The organism is Fulvivirga sp., assembly GCF_040218215.1.
Lineage (GTDB): Bacteria > Bacteroidota > Bacteroidia > Cytophagales > Cyclobacteriaceae > Fulvivirga.
In genome coordinates this window covers 251,212-269,390 of record NZ_JAVJQL010000013.1, presented here as the reverse complement: position 1 = coordinate 269,390, position 18,179 = coordinate 251,212, and the positions used below count along the sequence as shown (strand labels likewise).

The window sequence follows — 18,179 nt, the reverse complement described above, 5'->3', positions numbered from 1 at the left end:
TCTGAGTTCTGGTAGCTAATAACGTTGCCAGATTAACCATCAAATACTGATACTAAAATGAAACTAACAACCAACCATTTCAAGGCTTTAGCTCAAACCCTGATACTATTTTTAACGCTTGCATCTGTCTCCGCATTAGCTCAAAACATTACAGTAACAGGTACTGTAACTTCTGAAGATGATGGGTCTGCCTTGCCGGGAGTAAACATCATTGAAAAAGGAACCACTAATGGAACGGTTTCTGATATTGATGGTAATTACAGTATCAACGTTGCCCCGGATGCTGTTCTTATACTTATATTTCTAGGATATGAAACAATAGAAATTAAAGTTAATGGAAAAACAGTTATAGATGTAAAACTAGAAGCAGCTGTATCAGAGCATTGGCCATTAGTTAACACAGGGTATGGTTTTATAACTTTAGTTGAATCCTCCTACTCCAATACTCGTCTCACATCTTCAAGCTACAATCAAGGTTATATTTATGATCCCTCTGAACTATGGCAGGCAAGGGTTGCAGGCTTATCCATTTATAAAAGAGGAGACAACCCCCATGAGGAAAGTGTGATGCGTATCAGGGGACTGACTACTTTCGATGAGGAAGCAGCCCCTCTAATTGTAATTGATGGCGTACCTATGGCTACTATGCATAACCTCGATCCACAGGATATTGAATCGATAAATGTACTCAAAGATGGATCTGCAGCAGCCATATATGGCATGCGTGGGTCTCAAGGGGTCATTATCATAACCACAAAACAAGCCACTTACGGCAGAAAAATTTCGGTATTAGCAAGTAGTGAAGTGGCAGCTTCAGTAATAGCTAAAAAACAACCAGTTATGACAGCCAATGAGCACATAGCGGCTGGTGCCAACGACTTGGGCTCCTCTACAGACTGGCAGGATGAAATAACGCGAACTGGCATATCAACAGGTCATCATGTTACTATTTCAGGGGTTAGTGAAACATCATCCTTCAGAGCATCTACACACATCAGGCAGGTTGAAGGTATTCTTTTGAATTCAGGTTTTGATCAAATAAATACAAGAGTCAACTTAAAACACAGAGCTATTGACGACAGGCTCCGATTTGATTTCAATATTGCCGTAACAAACAGAAAAAGTAATTTTTCATTCCCTGATGCATTTCGGTTTGCTAATGTATTCTCTCCATCCGCTCCCGTAACTTTCCCTAGTGGTGATTACTATCAGCCCATCTTATTTGACAACTTCAATCCTGTTGCCATACTCAAGCAAAATGTAAATTTGGGTAGAAGAAGGAACACCAATTATGGCGCTAAAATCGACTTTGATATTTTGGATGGTCTAACAGCAACTGTCAATGTTGCTCAACAATTTGAAAGTAATTTCAATGGTAAATATTATTCCAGAAACTCCCTATATGAAGGTTATAATAGAGGTGGTCTTGCACAACGTTATACTGATGACCAAAGTTTTACATTAGCCGAGAGTTATCTGACTTATGATAAACACTTCAACAATCTTAAACTAAATATGGTAGCAGGTTACTCTTACCAGGAAGATCGTTTTGAAAGTTTTGGTGCTGAACTAGGAGACTTCCCTAGTGATGAGCTTGGTTATAATGCAATCGGTTACTCAGCCGATATACTTGCAGGAGAAGAATACCTTATTGATATATCCAGTACTACTTCCCCTGTTAATACTATAAAAGGTGCTTTCTTGAGAACTACTGTAAGTCTGGATGACATAGCCACTTTCAATGTCTCTTTGAGAGGAGACCAATCGAACAAACTCGGAGAGAATAAGCAAAGTGGATTATTCCCGTCAGCAGGTATTAACCTCAATCTTCTACATTATTTGAAGAGTTTGAATTTATCACTACTCAATATGAGATTGGGGTATGGAGTTACCGGATCTATTCCATCGCAGTATGGCTTGGCTAAACAAAGGTTTGACTACTCATTTCAGAATGGAGGAACTGTCAGAATGGTTCATGACGCTAACCCTGACCTAAAATGGGAACAAAAGAAAGAGTTGAATCTTGGTATTGATCTCAATGCTGGCTCATTTTCTGCCATTCTAGATCTCTATCAGCGTACAACTAGCGATATTATTCAGTCAGTTAGGATAGACCCTGATGACTTTTTTTCAGATGATCGCTATGATAATATAGGAGGACTTAAAGGGCGAGGTTTAGAGCTAATGTTGAGCTATTATATTGGAAGTTCTTACGATATCAGTTGGCAACCATCACTAGTGATTAGCACCAACAGAACACTGCTTGATGCCTATAAAGTGACGGAGGAAGTAGGAGGTTATACAGGTGAGACAGGAGGGGCGGGTAATTCACGACCTATCAGAATTGCCGTTGGTGAAAAGGTTGGTGAAATATGGGGGCCTGTGTTTGAAGGTGTAAATACTGATGGATCTCCAATTTTAAAGGATGTTAATGGAGATGGGCAGTTAATGACAGATAATGGCAGCGCGCTACTTCCCGATACAGACTTCACAACATTAGGTAACGGCATACCTTCATGGGAGTTAGGATGGAGCAACCAGCTTAAATACAGAAATTGGGAGATCAACATGTTCTTTAAAGGTGTTTTTGGCCACAGTTTAGTAAATTCGTTGAGGCTTGGTCATGAAGCCGGTGCTTTAAATTCCTATAACAGCGTTATAACTGATAAAGCGGTTGATGGTCTCGCCTGGACGCAATACAGTTCTCTTTATGTTGAAAAGGCCAATTTCTTTCAATTGGATAATATTTCCCTTGTTTACGCACTTCCTATAAAAACTGATTCCTGGCTACGTTCCCTAAAAATCCGCTGTACCATTCAGAATGTATTTACCATTACCGACTATACTGGTGTCAACCCAGAACCTAATCTGGTAAGAGGTTTAGCATCAGCCCTTTACTCTGCTGGCCCAGATGTGCTAACACCTGGTATTGATCACAATAGTAGCTATGCTCCTGCTAGAACTTTTATGTTCGGTTTATCTTTGGGTCTATGATATTGCCATGAAACTAATAATACTTGGTATACTAATTTTCGCCATGCAAGCATCTTACGCTCAGGACTGGGCCAATACTGAAAGATATAAAAACGAAAATGCTTTACTTGAGGAACCTAAACAAGGAGAAAACAGGGTTGTTTTTATGGGCAACTCCATTACTGAAGGGTGGATAAATGCCAGACCTACTTTCTTTGAAAACAAAACCTTTGTCAATAGAGGTATTGGTGGACAAACCACACCACAAATGTTGGTTCGCTTTAGACCGGATGTGCTCAATCTAAAACCTGAATTGGTTGTAATCCTTGCCGGCACTAATGATATTGCCGGCAATACCGGGCCTTCCACTTTAGAAATGATTATGGATAATCTAATATCAATGACTGAACTTGCCTTGGCGAACAACATTAAAGTGGTGCTCAGTTCCGTGCTGCCAGCCTATGACTACTCATGGAAGCCCGAGCTTGAGCCTGCGCAAAAAATAGTAGCTTTAAACAAGATGATAAAAGATTATGCTGAAGAAAACGGCATTGTCTATCTCGATTATTTTTCTGCTATGGCCGATGAGCGTAACGGCTTGAAAGATGGATACACCTATGATGGTGTACACCCAAATGAAGCGGGATATAAAGCCATGGAGCCTTTGGCTTTGGAAGCTATAGCAAAAGCCCTTACAGAAAATTAATTGACTTAAAAATTGACACTTGAAACAAAATAAGCCCCCTCAAACCAAGCTCGAAGAGTGGTTCAATACCTTGTCTCATGGTATTACTGCCTTGGCCGCTATTGGAGGTTTGGTCGTGCTTATTGTGTTTGGTGCCCAAAGTGACAAACCGTGGAGTTTGTTCAGCGCGCTGTTCTATGGATCCAGTTTAGTATTGCTCTATACCTTTTCCACCATCTATCATGGACTAAGGCACGAGAAAGCCAAGCATGTTTTTAATATTTTAGACCACTGTGGTATTTACCTGCTTATTGCAGGCACTTACACCCCAGTTTTGCTCATTAGTATTGGTGGCACAGTTGGCTGGATTTTCTTTGGTATACAATGGGGTATGGCTCTGACAGGCATTATTTTAAAGATATTTTACACTGGCAAATACAATTTGATTTCCACATTAATGTACGCCTTCATGGGATGGATCATTGTTTTTAAAATTGAGTTGGTCAAATCAATACTACCTGCACCTGCATTTTGGCTTTTAGCTTCCGGTGGCTTTGCATATACAGTCGGCATTGTGTTTTATATCATCGACCACCGCATGCGGCTGGCACATTTTATTTGGCATCTTTTTGTGATGGCGGGTAGCATTATACATTTTATAATGATGGTAATGTACATCTTCAAATAATAATTACTCACTTCAATAAACCCTAATTATCATTTTTATACCCTCATGTTTTGATGATTCTTCAATAAGTCTTTAATTGTGATTTAAACCACAATAGGTTTATGTTGTTATCCTTTATAATTAACACAATTTAATCTGCATTTTGAATTTAGAATTTGTAAATCCGCTTGTTTGGGGTGTTCCCCTATTTATAGTCATGGTGCTTGTAGAGCTTACTTACAGTCACTCCCATGACAAAAATCTGTATCAATGGAAAGATCTATTGGCCAGCTCGGCAATGGGTCTGGGCTCCGTGTTAATAGGGCCAGCTATTAAGCTAATATCTGCTGCCTCTATCTTTTATGTAGTTTATGAAATCTTCAACCCTGAAGCGAATGGTGTGAGAACCAACATCATGGGCTATGAGTCATTCGGCTGGGCGTGGTATGTCTGGCTTATCTGCCAATTTTTAGATGATTTTAGTTACTACTGGCTGCACCGATTCAACCATACTGTTCGTTTTATGTGGGCGGCTCATATTGTGCATCACTCCTCAAAAAATTTCAACCTGGGCACTGGTTTGCGCAATGGCTGGTTTACCTTACTTTACAAACCCTTGTTTTATATGTGGCTGCCAGCTATTGGCTTTCACCCTGAAATGGTATTGGTATGTCTGGGTATAGAAGCACTGTGGCAGTTTCAATTGCACACACAGTTTGTGCCCAAACTCGGTTTTTTGGAAAAATTCCTGAACACTCATACTCAGCATCAAGTACACCATGCAAAAAACCTTGAGTACCTCGATAAAAATCATGGTGGTTATTTAAACATCTTTGATAAAATATTTGGTACCTGGAAAGAGCTGGATGAAAATATAGAGATTGAATACGGTGTGGTTCATGACCCAGAATCTTATAACCCATTTGTAATTGTTACCCATGAGTACAAAAACATCTGGCGCGACATCAAGAAGTCTAAAAATCTGTATGAGGCCTTTATGTACACTTTTGGTGAACCCGGCTGGAGTCCTGACGGCTCATCACTGACGGTAAAGCAGCTTCAGCGTAATTAATAAATCGGTTATATTAGTAAGAAAAATTGGCAGCACGATAGGATTTCTACACCCCTAATGGTGTACTTTCTTCATGAGAAAATTACTAATCATTACAATAGGAGTTTTATTGCTCTCATGCAATAACCGAGTTAAAAGATATCCTGGGATAAGTCTTTCTTTTGACGACAGATCGATAAATGAATGGTTTGAACTACGAGAATTGTTCAATGAAAATAATGTTAGAGTCACTTTCTTTATCACTCAACCAGATTCACTTGATAGCCAAGAAATTCATAAATTAAGATTGTTAGAAAACGATGGCCATGAAATTGGCTTTCATGGAAACATGCACGAATTATCCGAATACTATATTAAGGAAAACTCATATTCTGACTATTTAAAAAATGAAATTGATGAAGGAATGAGAAAAATGGATTCTCTAGGATTTGATTGTGTCTCATTTGCCTATCCTTATGGAGCAAAGTATTGGTTCACAGATTTCTTATTGCTTAAACAGTTTAAATTCTTGAGAGGAGTGGCTCCTTTGAATAAGGAGAAAGATATATCAAAGATTGATGAGGTCTATTACAAATTTGATGATGATAGAACTCTTTCAGCAATAGGTTTTGATAAAATTTCAGAAGTTACACCAGGTATGATAAATACTGCATTGGAGCGATCAATTGAGAATCAGGAAATATTGTTGATGTATGCCCACAGCCCGAGTATTAGTAATCAAGATCATGACTATACTTTTAATATCGACTTGCTCAAAAGTATCATCCAACTTGCAAATCAAAAAAATATTGGTTTTTACCCAATAGGAAAAATGAAGTTCAATAACAGCTCCCACTTGCGCTCGTTTCCAGAACGAGTGCATTGACTAAACCTATTGGCACTTAAGTAGTCAATCGATACAATTACACGACAGAACGAGCTTTATTCATTGGATGACTATCTGCGTGGCGAAAGATAGTCATCCGATGAATTGTGATGTTATCCAGGAATTTGATTCTTACATTTCCGAAACAGCATAAATTCATTTTCCCTATCTTTATTCGATAACTACTATATGAATGATGAAAAACTATACAGCAATACTATTATGTCTATTTTTATTTCTTTTTGCCAGCATTAACGTGAGCGCCCAGGTAGACAGGTTTGCGCCATTAAAATATGAAGATGGGAAAGGTGGTGTTCTAAACTATCAAATGCTTTTCCCTGATGCCAATCCGTCCAGAAAATATCCTTTAGTAATCTTTTTGCACGGTGCGGGTGAGCGTGGTGATGACAATAAAGCGCAGCTAAAATGGGGGGTACAGAATTTTGCTACTGATGAGTATATGTCAAAATATCCTGCCATTGTGATAGCTCCGCAGTGCCCTAAAGATATGCAATGGTCTAACCTTGATTTTGACAGGGAAGCAGGAACCATTACACTTAAAGAGTCACCTTCCAAGACAATGGAAATGCTTATCCAACTCATTGAAAAAACAATGAAAGAAATGCCTGTAGATCCATCAAGGGTTTACATTACTGGCTTGTCAATGGGTGGCTTCGGCACCTTTGACCTTACTATGCGTAAGCCTGATTGGTTTGCTGCCTCTGTGCCTGTTTGTGGTGGTGGTGATATCTCTAAAGCTTCAACCATAGCCAAAATCCCCACATGGGTTTTTCATGGTGCTGAAGATGCGGTTGTACCTTCAAAACTGTCAGCAGATATGGTAGATGCGCTTAAAAAGGCAGGAGCAAACCCTGGTTATACCGAGTATCCTGAAGTAGGGCACTTTTCATGGTTGATGGCCTACAGCGATCCATTAATGATCGAATGGATGTTTAGGCAGAGGAAGAAATAAGCCACTTCCTTGCCGGACAAAGTTCCGGCATCTCTTAAGCTATATTAGCTTTTGAAGTAAATTACGCTTACATGGATGAGACCCCGGAATAAATACAGGGGGGGGTGACAACTCCAAGCAAACTTAAAACCTGCCTTCCCAATCAGACGCCTGTCTCAATTTTTCGATTCTGCTTTTCACTTTAGGGTCATCAAGTACGGCAGAGCGTTCGCCCTTTGAGGTAAAATGATAGCCATCGCAAATATTGCAATGGTAAACATTAATGGGTCCGGCACCATGACTGAAATGATTTCTGCCCAAATGCTCTATCAACGCTTCTATAGCGGTTTGTTCATCAAAATAATAGTTCTTGCCGGTAGAGCAGTTCTTAATCATCAAATCAAAATTAAAGATTTAAGCCGGGAAACTGATTTCTGATTTTCGTATTTTTAGCCCAATAATCAAATCTTAAGTTATGTTGAAATCCCTATTTTCCATACTGATAGTAATTTCATTAATCATATTGGGATGCCAAAGCCAGAATAGCAGCAACTCTGACAATGAAACTAATAGTGAAGAGCAAAAGCCAATTCCTACTGGTGATAATAGCCAAAATTCACTTGACTGGGCTGGCACTTACCAAGGCACACTGCCCTGTGACGATTGTAAAGGTATCCAGACAGAGATTATTCTTAAAGGTGATGGGTCATTTACCATGACTACTCAATATTTAGGAAAGAGTAAAACGAGAAACACCGGCAACGGAACCTTTAGTTGGGATGAAACAGGCAGCAATATAACCTTAAGAGTTGATGGTACGAATAACCAGTACAAAGTTGGTGAGTATGTGCTTTTTAAACTGGACAATGAGGGCAACAGGATTACTGGCGATTTGGCTGAGAACTATATGCTGAGAAAGATTGATGATCAGATTACCGAACGCTATTGGAAATTGATATCACTTAATGGAAAGGCAATTGCCATGACCGAAACACAACCTCGGGAGGCACATTTTATTCTGAAAAATCAGGAACAGAAAGTGAATGGTCACACAGGGTGCAATACAATGAATGGAAAGTTTGAAACTGGCCCTGACCGGAAACTTGAATTTAAAGGGATAATTTCAACCAGAATGGCGTGTATGGATGTGCCATATGAAAGTGAATTTACTAAGATGCTGGATAAGGTTAGAACCTATAGCCTGGTAAGCGATACTTTGATATTAAGAAGTGAAGCTGATGCCGAGCTGGCCAAACTTTATTCAGTATATTTCAGATAGAAGTAAATAATATCTGACTAAACCCTACTTAAAGCAGGTCCATATGAAATTATATATTATCTTCATCTTTTCAACATTGTTGCTTATCTCCTGTCAGGAACAAAGTGAACAGGACATAAGCTCTATAGATCCGGTCAATTGGGATAAGAAAAAAGTAACAAGTCCTCTCCCTGATTCTGTTATAGAAGGAAGAACCTACCTTTCCGTATATTCTCAAATTTATACCCAGACAGAACACAAACAACTTGATCTTACTGCCACGGTAAGCTTGCGCAATACGAGTGACTCTGATACCATTTATATCTCAAAAGCAGAATATTTTAATACTTCAGGAAAGGCGCTTAGAAACTATTTTAAAGGAACCATCTTTTTAAGACCTATGGAAACAGTAGAAATAGTGATAGATGAAATTGACAAAGAAGGTGGTACCGGGGCAAATTTTATTTTTGACTGGAAAACAAAGCCTGGCACATCAGAACCACTTTTTGAATGCGTAATGATTTCCACGGCCTCGCAATATGGCCTTTCATTTAGCACCTTTGGTAAAAGATTGTATTAGTCTAGAACAACAGTCTTTCCAGTCTTAGCACTTTTACTGGCAGCTTCCAGTATCTCCATCACTATCATATTGTTTTCCAGCGAGGAGAGGTCGTAGGGAGGCAAAGTGATTTTTCCATTTACCACAGCAGCCAATAAAGAAAAAGGATCATCATAAGGAGAAGGCATCTCTTCCAGTTTTTCCTTTTCTTCCTGAAAGCCGTCATAACCTTCTGCCATCCGAACTCTGAAATCATGCCTGTTGTCAGCATAAATAGCACCCGTCAGCCCGTAGATTTCCATATCCTTTCTGCCCATCGGCCAGTTCCAGGAAGCTTCAATAATGCCTTGTGAAGTTTTATAGGCCAATATGATGGTGGCGTCATCATCCACCTTTGGATTATTTTCAGGCTGGAGTTGCTGCGTGACAGCAGTTACGGAAACTGGCCTTTCACCTTTATGCAGCCATGTCATTAAATTGGCACCATAGCAGCCAAAATCCATAATAGCCCCACCACCATTCTCCTTAGGGTCCAAAAGCCAATCTAAAAATTCACTATTAATATCCAGTTTTTTGGGTCCTTTATGCCCATCTCGAACAATCACTTTTCTGGCCTCTCCTATCTTGCCTTCGTGATATAATTTATAAGCCTTTTGATTGGTTGGGTACCATGTAGTCTCATAATTAGTGAGCAAATGTATGTTATGCTTTTTAGCCAATGCTTGCATTTGGTTCGCATGATCCAAGCTTACTGCAAGGGGTTTTTCCACCATAACATGAATGCCTAAAGGAGCACATTTCTGTACCACTTCCAAATGTTCATATATAGAACCAAACGCTGCAACAGCCTTTGGCTTAGCAGCAGAAATCATCTCATCCATTGTATTATAAACCAAATCCATAGAAAAACCATGTTGTTCTGAATACCGTTTAGCGAGTTCTCCATTTGATTCTACTATGCCTACAATCTCAATATCCCCTTTATCTGGCCTGCCCAATATCCAATGAACATGAGTGTGGGTAAGTCCGATAACACCTACTCTGAGTTTTTCTCCTGTTGTATTCTGTGCAAGAACTTCATTGGTACTTATTCCACAAATTATAAGTAAGAGTAATGCTATATTAAGTTTCATCGATTTTAGGATTTTTTGCTGTTGTTGATTCTAAAATTAACTGAAATATAGGCTAATATTAATGCTTGATTTAATTTTAGTGCATGAAGCAATCTTTTTTAATCTGTCTGCTACTGATTAGTGGCAGAGCCGCAATGGCTCAAGAGAATATCTATGAGTCTGAAAATCTTGTCATAGAACAAATCACTCCAAATTTTTATTTGCAAAAAACCTACCTTCAGACCAATGATTATGGAAAGGTTGCTTGCAACGGAGCCATTTTTATAAGTGACAATGAAGCGGTTATTTTTGACACGCCAAGTGACAGTATTTCCAGCGTTGAGTTGATCCACTTTGTTAAAAATACACTTAAAAGCAGTATAAAAGGAGTTGTGATTAACCATTTTCATATTGACTGTCTTGGCGGATTGAAACAGTTTCATAATCAGAATATCGCGTCTTACGCCAGTAACAAAACAATACAGCTGGCCAAAGGTGATCAGCAGGAAGTGCCGAAAAATGGCTTCGGTAATACTGATACATTGACCATTGGGAATCAGTCTGTGATTAACACATTCTTTGGGGAGGCACATTCCAAAGGCAACATTATCAGTTACATACCATCTGAAAATGCGCTATTTGGTGGATGTCAGGTAAAGGCTCTTGGAGCGGGAAGAGGAAATCTTGAAGATGCAAATATCCAGGAATGGTCAAATTCTATAGAAAATATAAAGAAGGCCTACCCGCAAATTCAATTTGTTGTACCCGGGCATGGCAAAGTTGGCGGCATCGATTTACTGGATTTTACTATCAAGATGTTTGAGGGCGACAGGGTCAATTAATCAAACTGAAGTTTCATCCGTTTTACTCTGTCCTCCAGTTTTTCTGAGGATAATTTTTCTCTACTCAGCCTGTCCACCATGATAGGGAAAGCAAAAGGTGTAGGCTTTTCAGGCTCGGTGATCACAATTTTCTGTTGATTGATTCTTTCCAGTGCTTTTCTAATTCTGGCTTCCTCCAATTGAAAATCCATTACCTCCTCATAGGCCTGTAACAGCAATAGGTTGGTGGAATCATGATCATTAAATACATCAAAAAACAACTGTGAAGATGATTGAATGTGACGGTCTTTAATCTGATGACCAGGATACCCTTTGAAAACCAGGCCAGAAATAGAGGCAATATCCCTAAACCGTCTACGCCCCATTTCCACTGAATTGATACCCGCTTGGATATCTTGCCAAAGATTGTTGGTAGTAAGTATATCAGTTTCTATGGCTTCATAAATGGGGATCTCCTGATCTGATAATAGCTCAAATCCATAATCATTCATGGCGATGCTAAAAGTGATAGGCATCATCCTTGAAATTCTCAATGCTAACAAAGCTGCAATACCTTCATGTACTGCGCGCCCTTCGAATGGGTACATCAAAACATGGAATCCCTCTTTGCTCTTAAAATATTCAACCAGAAATTCTTTCTTATTTGGTAGATGCGATCTTTCTTTCTGCAAATCCATTAAAGGCTTTAGAAATCTAAGTTCTACATCCTTTTGATTTGGCTTGGTCAGCTCATCAAGCTTTTGTCTGAGCATAACGGAAAGCTGTGAAGAGAGCGGCATTCTTCCACCCTGCCATGATGGAACAGATTTGGCCTTTTTATTACTGTTTCGAACCTGTATTTCCATTCCCTTAATTCGAATCAACTCTAAGTTTCTTCCCGCAAACCAAAAAACATCACCCGGATTAAGCCTTGAAATGAAATACTCTTCAACGGTACCAATATATTTACCGCTTGTATATTTCACTTTGAGTGAGGCATCACTCACAATCGTCCCGATGCTCAAACGATGCCGCATGGCTATTCTTCTGTCCGTAACCTTATATACGTCTTCCTCAATTTCTACTTTTCTATATTCATTATAGGCTGTCAGCGCCCTTCCTCCTGTGGTAATAAAATTCATTAACCAGCCCCACTCCTCCTCATTTATACTATCATATGCAAAGGTTGATTGTACTTCCTTGAATATTTCTGCAGGCACAAAACCATCAGAAACTGCCAGCGTTACCAAGTATTGGATCAACACATCAAATGAGCGTATGTACGGAATCCTGTCCTCTACCAATTTCTTTTCAATGGCCGCCCTTAAGGCCGCAGCTTCTATCAATTCCAATGAATGTGTGGGTACAAAATAGATTTTGCTGATGGCCCCCGGCTGATGGCCACTACGTCCGGCACGCTGCATAAACCGGGCAACACCCTTCGGACTTCCTACCTGAATTATGGTCTCTACTGGCCTGAAATCTACACCCAAATCAAGACTGGAAGTACACACCACGGCTTTGAGCTGACCATGATACAACTGATCCTCTACCCAATCCCTGAGTTCCCTGCTTATAGAACCATGATGCATCGCCATGATTCCCGCCAGTTCAGGCGCCCTTTCCAGCAATTTTTGATACCATATTTCTGCAAAAGATCTGGTGTTAGTAAAAATCAGGGTGCTTTTACTTTGCTTGATAATGGGTATTACTTTATCTATGAGATTGACACCCAGATGCCCAGCCCAGGGCAATTGATCAACATCATCAGGAAGCACCGATTCAACTTCAATCACTTTCTTAATGTCAGACCTGATGATTTTTAATTTCTTGCTATTGCCAAGAAGTGCTGCAATTGCTTCATCCATATTTCCAATGGTGGCTGATATTCCCCAGACCTTTAGGTTTGGACAAATGCTTTTGAGTCTGGAAAGCGCCAGTTCTACCTGCACTCCACGTTTGGAACCCATCAGCTCGTGCCACTCGTCACAAACAATGGCCCTTAGGTTTTTGAAGTAATTGGCATACCCTTTTTGAGCAAGCATCAGGTGCAGGCTTTCAGGAGTGGTAATCAGAAATTCCGGTGGTGTTTGCTTTTGTGCTGCCCTCTGCTTTGTTGTGGTATCACCAGTTCGTACACCAACCTGCCAGTCAACACCCAACCCTTCCAATGCCTTTTGTGTTGAATTGGCAATCTCCTTGGCAAGTGCCCTGATAGGAGTAATCCAGATTACTCTTAGTCCGTTGGAATTCTTAGAACTATTGCCTTCCTTAATAAATTCAAGCAGGGTTGGCACCACCAAGGAGTAAGTCTTTCCACTACCAGTAGGCGCATTGACCAACCCATGAAAGCCCTGCAAATAAGCTGCCCAGGCCTGCTGCTGAAAAGGAAATGTACTCCATCCTTTCGACTGGAACCACTCCTCTCCTTTGGCTATTAATTCATTGTTGGTCATTGATACTAAAGATAACGTTTCATGTTAGTATCATTCCAACCTTAAGGGAAAATAAAGGGTCATATAGTCAAGAAAACTTAATTTTAAACCCATGAAAAAAATCGTGAGCTACATAATTTTAGCCCTTGCCCTAATAGCTTGCAATACGGATGAAGGGCCTTTGTTTTTGGTAGAGCAACCAACTGCAGAGGGAGAATACATTTTGTTTGGTACATATGCCGGGGAATGTTCAGGAGAAGAATGTATTGAGATTTTCAAATTAACGGGAACAACCCTGTCAGAAGATAAAAATGATAATTATCCTAACACTCAAACTTCCTATTCAGGTGATTTCAACTTGCTATCAGATGAGAAGTTCGAAATTGCCAAATCGCTGTTATCAAGCACTCCAGCGTCATTGCTAATAATTACAGACACCATTATAGGACAGCCGGATTATGCAGATGGAGGCGGTATTTATTTTGAATACAATGTGAATGACATCCATCGTTATTGGCTGATTGACCAAGTTCAGTCTAATGTTCCTAGCGCCCTTCACCCATGGATGGATAAGGTGAATTCAGTTGTTGATCAAATCAATGAATAACAGATTTTTTGTATATTGAGTGTAATCAAAACTCAATAATTATGAAAATCAAAAACAACATGGTAGGCTGGTTTGAAATGCCAGTGGCCAATATGGAACGTGCAATGAAGTTCTATGAAGCGGTATTTGAAGTTAAAATAGAGCGGCATCAGATGGGTGAGTTGGATATGGGGTGGTTCCCAACAACTCAGGAGGGCTCAGGCGCAATGGGATCATTGGTATGCATGCCTGAATTTTACAAGCCCAGTCAGGAAGGTGCGCTGGTATATTTTACTGCACACTCAGGAGATTTAAATAATGAACTTGGCCGGGTTGAGGCTGCAGGAGGAAAAGTGATGATGCCCAAAAAGCTGATTGCCGAAGGCTATGGTTATATGGCCTTATTTGAAGATTCAGAAGGCAATAGAGTGGCGATGCATTCGCATGGATAAAATAAAAGGCCAATTCAACAATTGTGAATTAGCCTTTTATTTTTACTTAAGCATTAAAGTAAAAACGCTCGTGTTTTACATGATCGCCTTCCCATTGCTTCACAGCAACTTGCTCCAGTTTTATTGGGGCATCCATTCCTTTAAAAGTAACTTCCATCCAAACTTCAGCACAAGTAGTTGCTTCTTCTTCGTTAGAAGTAATCTTAGTGATACCAGCACCATGAAATGCTTCTACCTTTCCAAGGAACTCAATTTCGTGCTTTCTTGCTTCGTCTTTACCTACAAACTTATCTCCTGTTGGCTCCACCAACACAACATCTTCAGCATAAAACTTTTCAAATGCATCCATTAACTGACCAGAGTTTACCATGGTCTGTAGTTCTTTTTCTTTTTCTAAATAGCTCATATTTTTAATATTGATGTTTAAACATTGATTATACCCAAGTAACGGAATCTAAGTTTTAATGTTTAAACACTGATCAATTATTTTTGTGTGGAAATGAAAAAAGAGGATTTTTAGTCCTCTTTGAAATTTTATTCTATATCAGATAAGCGCTAGTCCTTCACCTCTTCCGTGCCATCAACATGTACTGCAAAGCGGCCTTTCTCTCTTGGGTGCACGTGCTGATGTGATGTCCAAGGCCAACCACCAAACTGTGTGGATTGGTAATCACGCATGGCCTCTTGAATTTCTGCCTGGGTATTCATCACGAAAGGACCATACTGAGCTACCGGCTCATTGATAGGCTTACCTTGAAGCAGCAAAAGTCTGGCTTTTTTGCTTCCGTTTTTCAGTTCCACTTCCATTTCAGGGTTCAGCTCTACTCCGTGATAATAGGGGATCTCCTGCCCTGCTACTTCCAAACCCTCGCCTTCAAAATAATAGATGGTTCTATTGGTACCTGCCGCGGTAGACGGAATAGTCCACTCTGCATTCGGCTCCATATCTATTGTCCATATGGCTACATCATTATCATCTGTAGCGGCCCACGATTTAGGTGGTGGTGCAGGTGCGTCATTATCATCCAAATTACCGGCAACAACCATCACTGAAGTTTTATTGCCGCTTTCATCTTCATATTCCAGCTGCGGAATGGTATCGTTCCATAGCATTGCAAAATGTGGTTCAACTAGTTTATGAGCCTGAGGCAGATTAAGCCAGATTTGAAAAAGCTCCAAAGGATTAGGGTTATTCTTATCCAGCAACGGGAACATTTCAGAGTGTTGCACGCCCTTACCCGCAGTCATCCATTGCACATCTCCATTCCCAAATCTTGCTGCAGCACCTAGTGAATCCGAATGATCAATAAGTCCTGTGGTGCAAATGGTAACAGTTTCAAAACCTCTGTGCGGATGCGCAGGAAAGCCCGGCACAGTTTCACCATGGTACATTCTCCACCCGTCCTTTATGGTAAAATCCTGACCAATGTTTCTGCCTGCAAGAGAAGCATCAGGACCTAATTGATCATTACCTTTTGGATAAAAATCGGCATGATGGACACAGAATAAAAAAGGATCGCTGGTTTGCCATGGAAAACTCAACGATTTGATTTTTAATATTGGTGATGACATAATTTCTAATAGTTGTTTGAACCAGTTATAAGAACAACATCAAGTTAAAGAAGTTCTCCAACAAATCTAAAATGACAATATTCATCTGTGCAAGAATCTAACTTTTATTTTACCCTTAAATGATGACGCAAAAATTCTTTTAGAAATTTTGGTCAGGGTAATCCAGACAACCAGCTTTTTAACGGCTGGATCGTCTGCCCTTGTGACAAATTATGCATTGAAGCATAATTTGGGATGAACGGAAAAACAAAATAGCTTCTGAGTTGTAACTTAGGGTGAATTAACCTAAAACCAATATGAAAAGAATTGCCCTTTTTCTATTAATTGTTGCCGCAGCCTGCGAGCAAAAACCAAAGACTATCATTCCTGCATGGGAGCCTTATGACGAAACAGCATGGCTTGAAGAAAATGCTGCTCACGAGTCAGTAAGAATGCAATACAAGTTGATCCAATCTAAAATATCAGACAAAAATGATATGCTGAATCAGATTGCTGATCAGATCATATACTTCTCAAAGGAGGATTACCAAAAGCTAACTCCCTTTATCTTGGAGCAAGATATTCCCACCATCCAGTCACATATTAAATCTGGCGATCTTTCTTATGAGACACTAACACAATGGTATTTGTATCGCATTGCACTATTTGAAAATAGTAAGGACTCAGCACTTAACAATATTATTGCCATCAATCCGAAGGCTGTGGAAGAAGCCAGAAAGCGTGACAAGAACAAGTCTGACAGCGACCATCTTATTTACGGCATGCCGATACTGTTAAAAGACAATGTGAATTTTGAAGGCTTACCTACTACTGCAGGTGCCGCTGCTATGGTCAGTAATTATGCTGAAGATGCATTTATTGTAAAGCGCATGAAGGAGAAAGGTGGAATAATTTTAGGCAAATCCAACCTAAGCGAATGGGCCAACTATTATGCGATGGTCAATCCAAATGGATATAGCACGGTTGGCGGACAGACGCTAAACCCCTATGGGCCAAGAAAATTTGATACTGGTGGCTCAAGTTCTGGAAGTGGCTCAGCCATAGCGGCCAACTATGCAGCAGTTGCCGTAGGTAGTGAGACTTCAGGCTCCATCTTATCACCATCAAGCTCTAATTCCATTGTCGGGCTTAAGCCAACCATCGGGTTATTAAGTAGAGGTGGAATCATACCAATTTCCAGCACGCTGGATACTCCTGGTCCTATGACCAAGAGCGTTATTGACAATGCTATTTTCCTTTCGGCCATGACTGGCAAGGATGCCGAAGATGCAGCTACTGCTGACAGTCCTGAAGGCCTTAAATATTATGAAGATATGAAAACCGGAACAGTTGAAGGTCTACGCTTTGGCGTGATCAAAGGATTTCTTGCCGACACAACCTATCTGGAAAATGTAAGTAAAATAGTGGCCATGGGCGGTGATACGGTAGTTATTGCTCCAGAGCAAATGGATTATAATGGTTTTACCACACTGCTGAGTGGCGATATGAAAGTAGACCTTCCTCATTATTTTAAAACTTATGCTGGCGATTCTATCAGCTATACAAGCGTGGGTGACATCGTGGCTTTCAATAAAAAGGATACAACTATCAATGTGCCTTATGGACAGGGTAGATTGGAGGAAATCGCAGCGCTGGACATTACCATGGACTCGCTCATTAGCCTTAGGGCAGAAATGAACAGAAGAGGTAAAAGCTACTTTGAAAAGCCTATGCAGGAGCATAACCTTGATATTATATTGTCGATAAACAACTGGACTGCAGGACAGGCGGCAGTGGCCAAATATCCTTGCCTTACTGTGCCAATGGGCTATTCCAAAGAAGGACAGCCAAAAGGCATTACTTTCATTGCAAAACCTTTTGAAGAGGCCAAGCTGTTGAAAGTTGGTTATGCTTATGAACAAGCTTCAAAATTGAGAAGGCTACCTAAGGCTTATCGTTAAGAAAAACATCACTATTGAGGATTAAGCTTTATTTCTCCTTCGATTAATCTTTGTGACTCTGTTAACACTGTGGTAAGAAAACTAACCGCAGATCGCGCGGAGAACCACAGAGAAGTAAAAGATATTGTCCACTTTACAGGTATCAAAACGATCAAGTGAGACTTTCAATATTATCAAATCAATAAATCAAAAATAAAGCGCAAGATTTAACATTGGCTCTATTATCTTGA

17 protein-coding genes are annotated in these 18,179 nt (G+C 40.0%); 12 read left to right on the top strand and 5 right to left on the bottom strand.

From position 1 onward, the window contains the following. Positions 1–57: 57 nt before the first annotated feature. The 6 genes from RIB54_RS08340 to RIB54_RS08315 all read left to right on the top strand — a co-directional run bounded on the left by RIB54_RS08340 (position 58) and on the right by RIB54_RS08315 (position 7,235). On the top strand, positions 58–2,994 hold the full coding sequence (locus tag RIB54_RS08340) for a SusC/RagA family TonB-linked outer membrane protein (protein ID WP_350100459.1): 2,937 nt from the start codon (positions 58–60) through the stop codon (positions 2,992–2,994). 7 nt (positions 2,995–3,001) lie between these two features. Next, positions 3,002–3,679 carry an SGNH/GDSL hydrolase family protein gene (locus RIB54_RS08335; RefSeq protein WP_350100457.1) on the top strand — a complete coding sequence of 226 codons (678 nt, stop codon included), beginning with the start codon at positions 3,002–3,004 and terminating at the stop codon, positions 3,677–3,679. A 19-nt stretch (positions 3,680–3,698) separates the two neighbouring features. After that, positions 3,699–4,346: a PAQR family membrane homeostasis protein TrhA gene (gene trhA, locus RIB54_RS08330; RefSeq protein WP_350100456.1), complete on the top strand. Its 648-nt coding sequence runs from the start codon at positions 3,699–3,701 to the stop codon at positions 4,344–4,346. Positions 4,347–4,488: 142 nt separating this feature from the next. Beyond that, positions 4,489–5,397, top strand: a complete 909-nt coding sequence (locus tag RIB54_RS08325) for a sterol desaturase family protein (protein WP_350100455.1) — start codon at positions 4,489–4,491, stop codon at positions 5,395–5,397. Between the two features lie 73 nt (positions 5,398–5,470). Then, positions 5,471–6,262: a polysaccharide deacetylase family protein gene (locus RIB54_RS08320; protein ID WP_350100453.1), complete on the top strand. Its 792-nt coding sequence runs from the start codon at positions 5,471–5,473 to the stop codon at positions 6,260–6,262. Between the two features lie 193 nt (positions 6,263–6,455). Then, complete coding sequence (locus RIB54_RS08315) at positions 6,456–7,235, top strand: carboxylesterase family protein (protein ID WP_350100452.1); 780 nt, start codon at positions 6,456–6,458, stop codon at positions 7,233–7,235. A 123-nt stretch (positions 7,236–7,358) separates the two neighbouring features. On the opposite strand, the gene RIB54_RS08310 is transcribed toward RIB54_RS08315, so the two are convergent. Continuing rightward, positions 7,359–7,610, bottom strand: a complete 252-nt coding sequence (locus tag RIB54_RS08310) for a hypothetical protein (RefSeq protein WP_350100450.1) — start codon at positions 7,608–7,610, stop codon at positions 7,359–7,361. Positions 7,611–7,689: 79 nt separating this feature from the next. Between RIB54_RS08310 and RIB54_RS08305 the strand changes: the two genes are divergently transcribed. Both RIB54_RS08305 and RIB54_RS08300 read left to right on the top strand, forming a co-directional pair. Next, entirely contained in the window at positions 7,690–8,493 is an 804-nt protein-coding gene (locus tag RIB54_RS08305; RefSeq protein WP_350100449.1) for a copper resistance protein NlpE N-terminal domain-containing protein, read from the top strand. 43 nt (positions 8,494–8,536) lie between these two features. Next, on the top strand, positions 8,537–9,052 hold the full coding sequence (locus RIB54_RS08300) for a DUF3124 domain-containing protein (RefSeq protein ID WP_350100447.1): 516 nt from the start codon (positions 8,537–8,539) through the stop codon (positions 9,050–9,052). On the opposite strand, the gene RIB54_RS08295 is transcribed toward RIB54_RS08300, so the two are convergent. Beyond that, positions 9,049–10,164, bottom strand: coding sequence for a Gfo/Idh/MocA family protein (locus RIB54_RS08295; RefSeq protein ID WP_350100446.1), 1,116 nt, complete (start codon positions 10,162–10,164; stop codon positions 9,049–9,051). The genes RIB54_RS08300 and RIB54_RS08295 overlap by 4 nt on opposite strands. An 83-nt stretch (positions 10,165–10,247) precedes the next feature. On the opposite strand from RIB54_RS08295, the gene bla reads away from it, so the two are divergent. Next, positions 10,248–10,985, top strand: coding sequence for a subclass B1 metallo-beta-lactamase (bla, locus tag RIB54_RS08290; RefSeq protein ID WP_350100444.1), 738 nt, complete (start codon positions 10,248–10,250; stop codon positions 10,983–10,985). Here the strand turns inward: bla and RIB54_RS08285 are convergent. After that, complete coding sequence (locus RIB54_RS08285; protein ID WP_350100443.1) at positions 10,982–13,420, bottom strand: ligase-associated DNA damage response DEXH box helicase; 2,439 nt, start codon at positions 13,418–13,420, stop codon at positions 10,982–10,984. The two genes, bla and RIB54_RS08285, sit on opposite strands and share 4 nt — an antisense overlap. Positions 13,421–13,511: 91 nt before the next feature. Between RIB54_RS08285 and RIB54_RS08280 the strand changes: the two genes are divergently transcribed. After that, positions 13,512–14,006 carry a hypothetical protein gene (locus tag RIB54_RS08280; RefSeq protein ID WP_350100441.1) on the top strand — a complete coding sequence of 165 codons (495 nt, stop codon included), beginning with the start codon at positions 13,512–13,514 and terminating at the stop codon, positions 14,004–14,006. A 41-nt stretch (positions 14,007–14,047) separates the two neighbouring features. Then, a complete protein-coding gene (locus RIB54_RS08275; protein ID WP_350100440.1) occupies positions 14,048–14,437 on the top strand; it encodes a VOC family protein in 390 nt (129 codons plus the stop codon). Positions 14,438–14,483: 46 nt separating this feature from the next. On the opposite strand, the gene RIB54_RS08270 is transcribed toward RIB54_RS08275, so the two are convergent. Next, positions 14,484–14,843: a SnoaL-like domain-containing protein gene (locus RIB54_RS08270; protein ID WP_350100438.1), complete on the bottom strand. Its 360-nt coding sequence runs from the start codon at positions 14,841–14,843 to the stop codon at positions 14,484–14,486. A 149-nt stretch (positions 14,844–14,992) separates the two neighbouring features. Continuing rightward, positions 14,993–16,009, bottom strand: coding sequence for a pirin family protein (locus RIB54_RS08265; RefSeq protein ID WP_350100436.1), 1,017 nt, complete (start codon positions 16,007–16,009; stop codon positions 14,993–14,995). 296 nt (positions 16,010–16,305) lie between these two features. Between RIB54_RS08265 and RIB54_RS08260 the strand changes: the two genes are divergently transcribed. Next, positions 16,306–17,949 carry an amidase family protein gene (locus RIB54_RS08260; protein WP_350100435.1) on the top strand — a complete coding sequence of 548 codons (1,644 nt, stop codon included), beginning with the start codon at positions 16,306–16,308 and terminating at the stop codon, positions 17,947–17,949. Positions 17,950–18,179 lie beyond the last annotated feature (230 nt).

What these genes read in the sequence shown, in the direction of transcription:
- RIB54_RS08295 (WP_350100446.1), bottom strand. Translation starts at nt 10,164, where the DNA reads ATGAAACTTAATATAGCATTACTCTTACTTATAATTTGTGGAATAAGT.
- RIB54_RS08320 (WP_350100453.1), top strand. Translation starts at nt 5,471, where the DNA reads ATGAGAAAATTACTAATCATTACAATAGGAGTTTTATTGCTCTCATGC.
- RIB54_RS08335 (WP_350100457.1), top strand. Translation starts at nt 3,002, where the DNA reads ATGAAACTAATAATACTTGGTATACTAATTTTCGCCATGCAAGCATCT.
- RIB54_RS08285 (WP_350100443.1), bottom strand. Translation starts at nt 13,420, where the DNA reads ATGACCAACAATGAATTAATAGCCAAAGGAGAGGAGTGGTTCCAGTCG.
- RIB54_RS08300 (WP_350100447.1), top strand. Translation starts at nt 8,537, where the DNA reads ATGAAATTATATATTATCTTCATCTTTTCAACATTGTTGCTTATCTCC.
- RIB54_RS08270 (WP_350100438.1), bottom strand. Translation starts at nt 14,843, where the DNA reads ATGAGCTATTTAGAAAAAGAAAAAGAACTACAGACCATGGTAAACTCT.
- RIB54_RS08280 (WP_350100441.1), top strand. Translation starts at nt 13,512, where the DNA reads ATGAAAAAAATCGTGAGCTACATAATTTTAGCCCTTGCCCTAATAGCT.
- RIB54_RS08265 (WP_350100436.1), bottom strand. Translation starts at nt 16,009, where the DNA reads ATGTCATCACCAATATTAAAAATCAAATCGTTGAGTTTTCCATGGCAA.
- RIB54_RS08305 (WP_350100449.1), top strand. Translation starts at nt 7,690, where the DNA reads ATGTTGAAATCCCTATTTTCCATACTGATAGTAATTTCATTAATCATA.
- bla (WP_350100444.1), top strand. Translation starts at nt 10,248, where the DNA reads ATGAAGCAATCTTTTTTAATCTGTCTGCTACTGATTAGTGGCAGAGCC.
- RIB54_RS08340 (WP_350100459.1), top strand. Translation starts at nt 58, where the DNA reads ATGAAACTAACAACCAACCATTTCAAGGCTTTAGCTCAAACCCTGATA.
- RIB54_RS08275 (WP_350100440.1), top strand. Translation starts at nt 14,048, where the DNA reads ATGAAAATCAAAAACAACATGGTAGGCTGGTTTGAAATGCCAGTGGCC.
- RIB54_RS08310 (WP_350100450.1), bottom strand. Translation starts at nt 7,610, where the DNA reads ATGATTAAGAACTGCTCTACCGGCAAGAACTATTATTTTGATGAACAA.
- RIB54_RS08315 (WP_350100452.1), top strand. Translation starts at nt 6,456, where the DNA reads ATGATGAAAAACTATACAGCAATACTATTATGTCTATTTTTATTTCTT.
- RIB54_RS08260 (WP_350100435.1), top strand. Translation starts at nt 16,306, where the DNA reads ATGAAAAGAATTGCCCTTTTTCTATTAATTGTTGCCGCAGCCTGCGAG.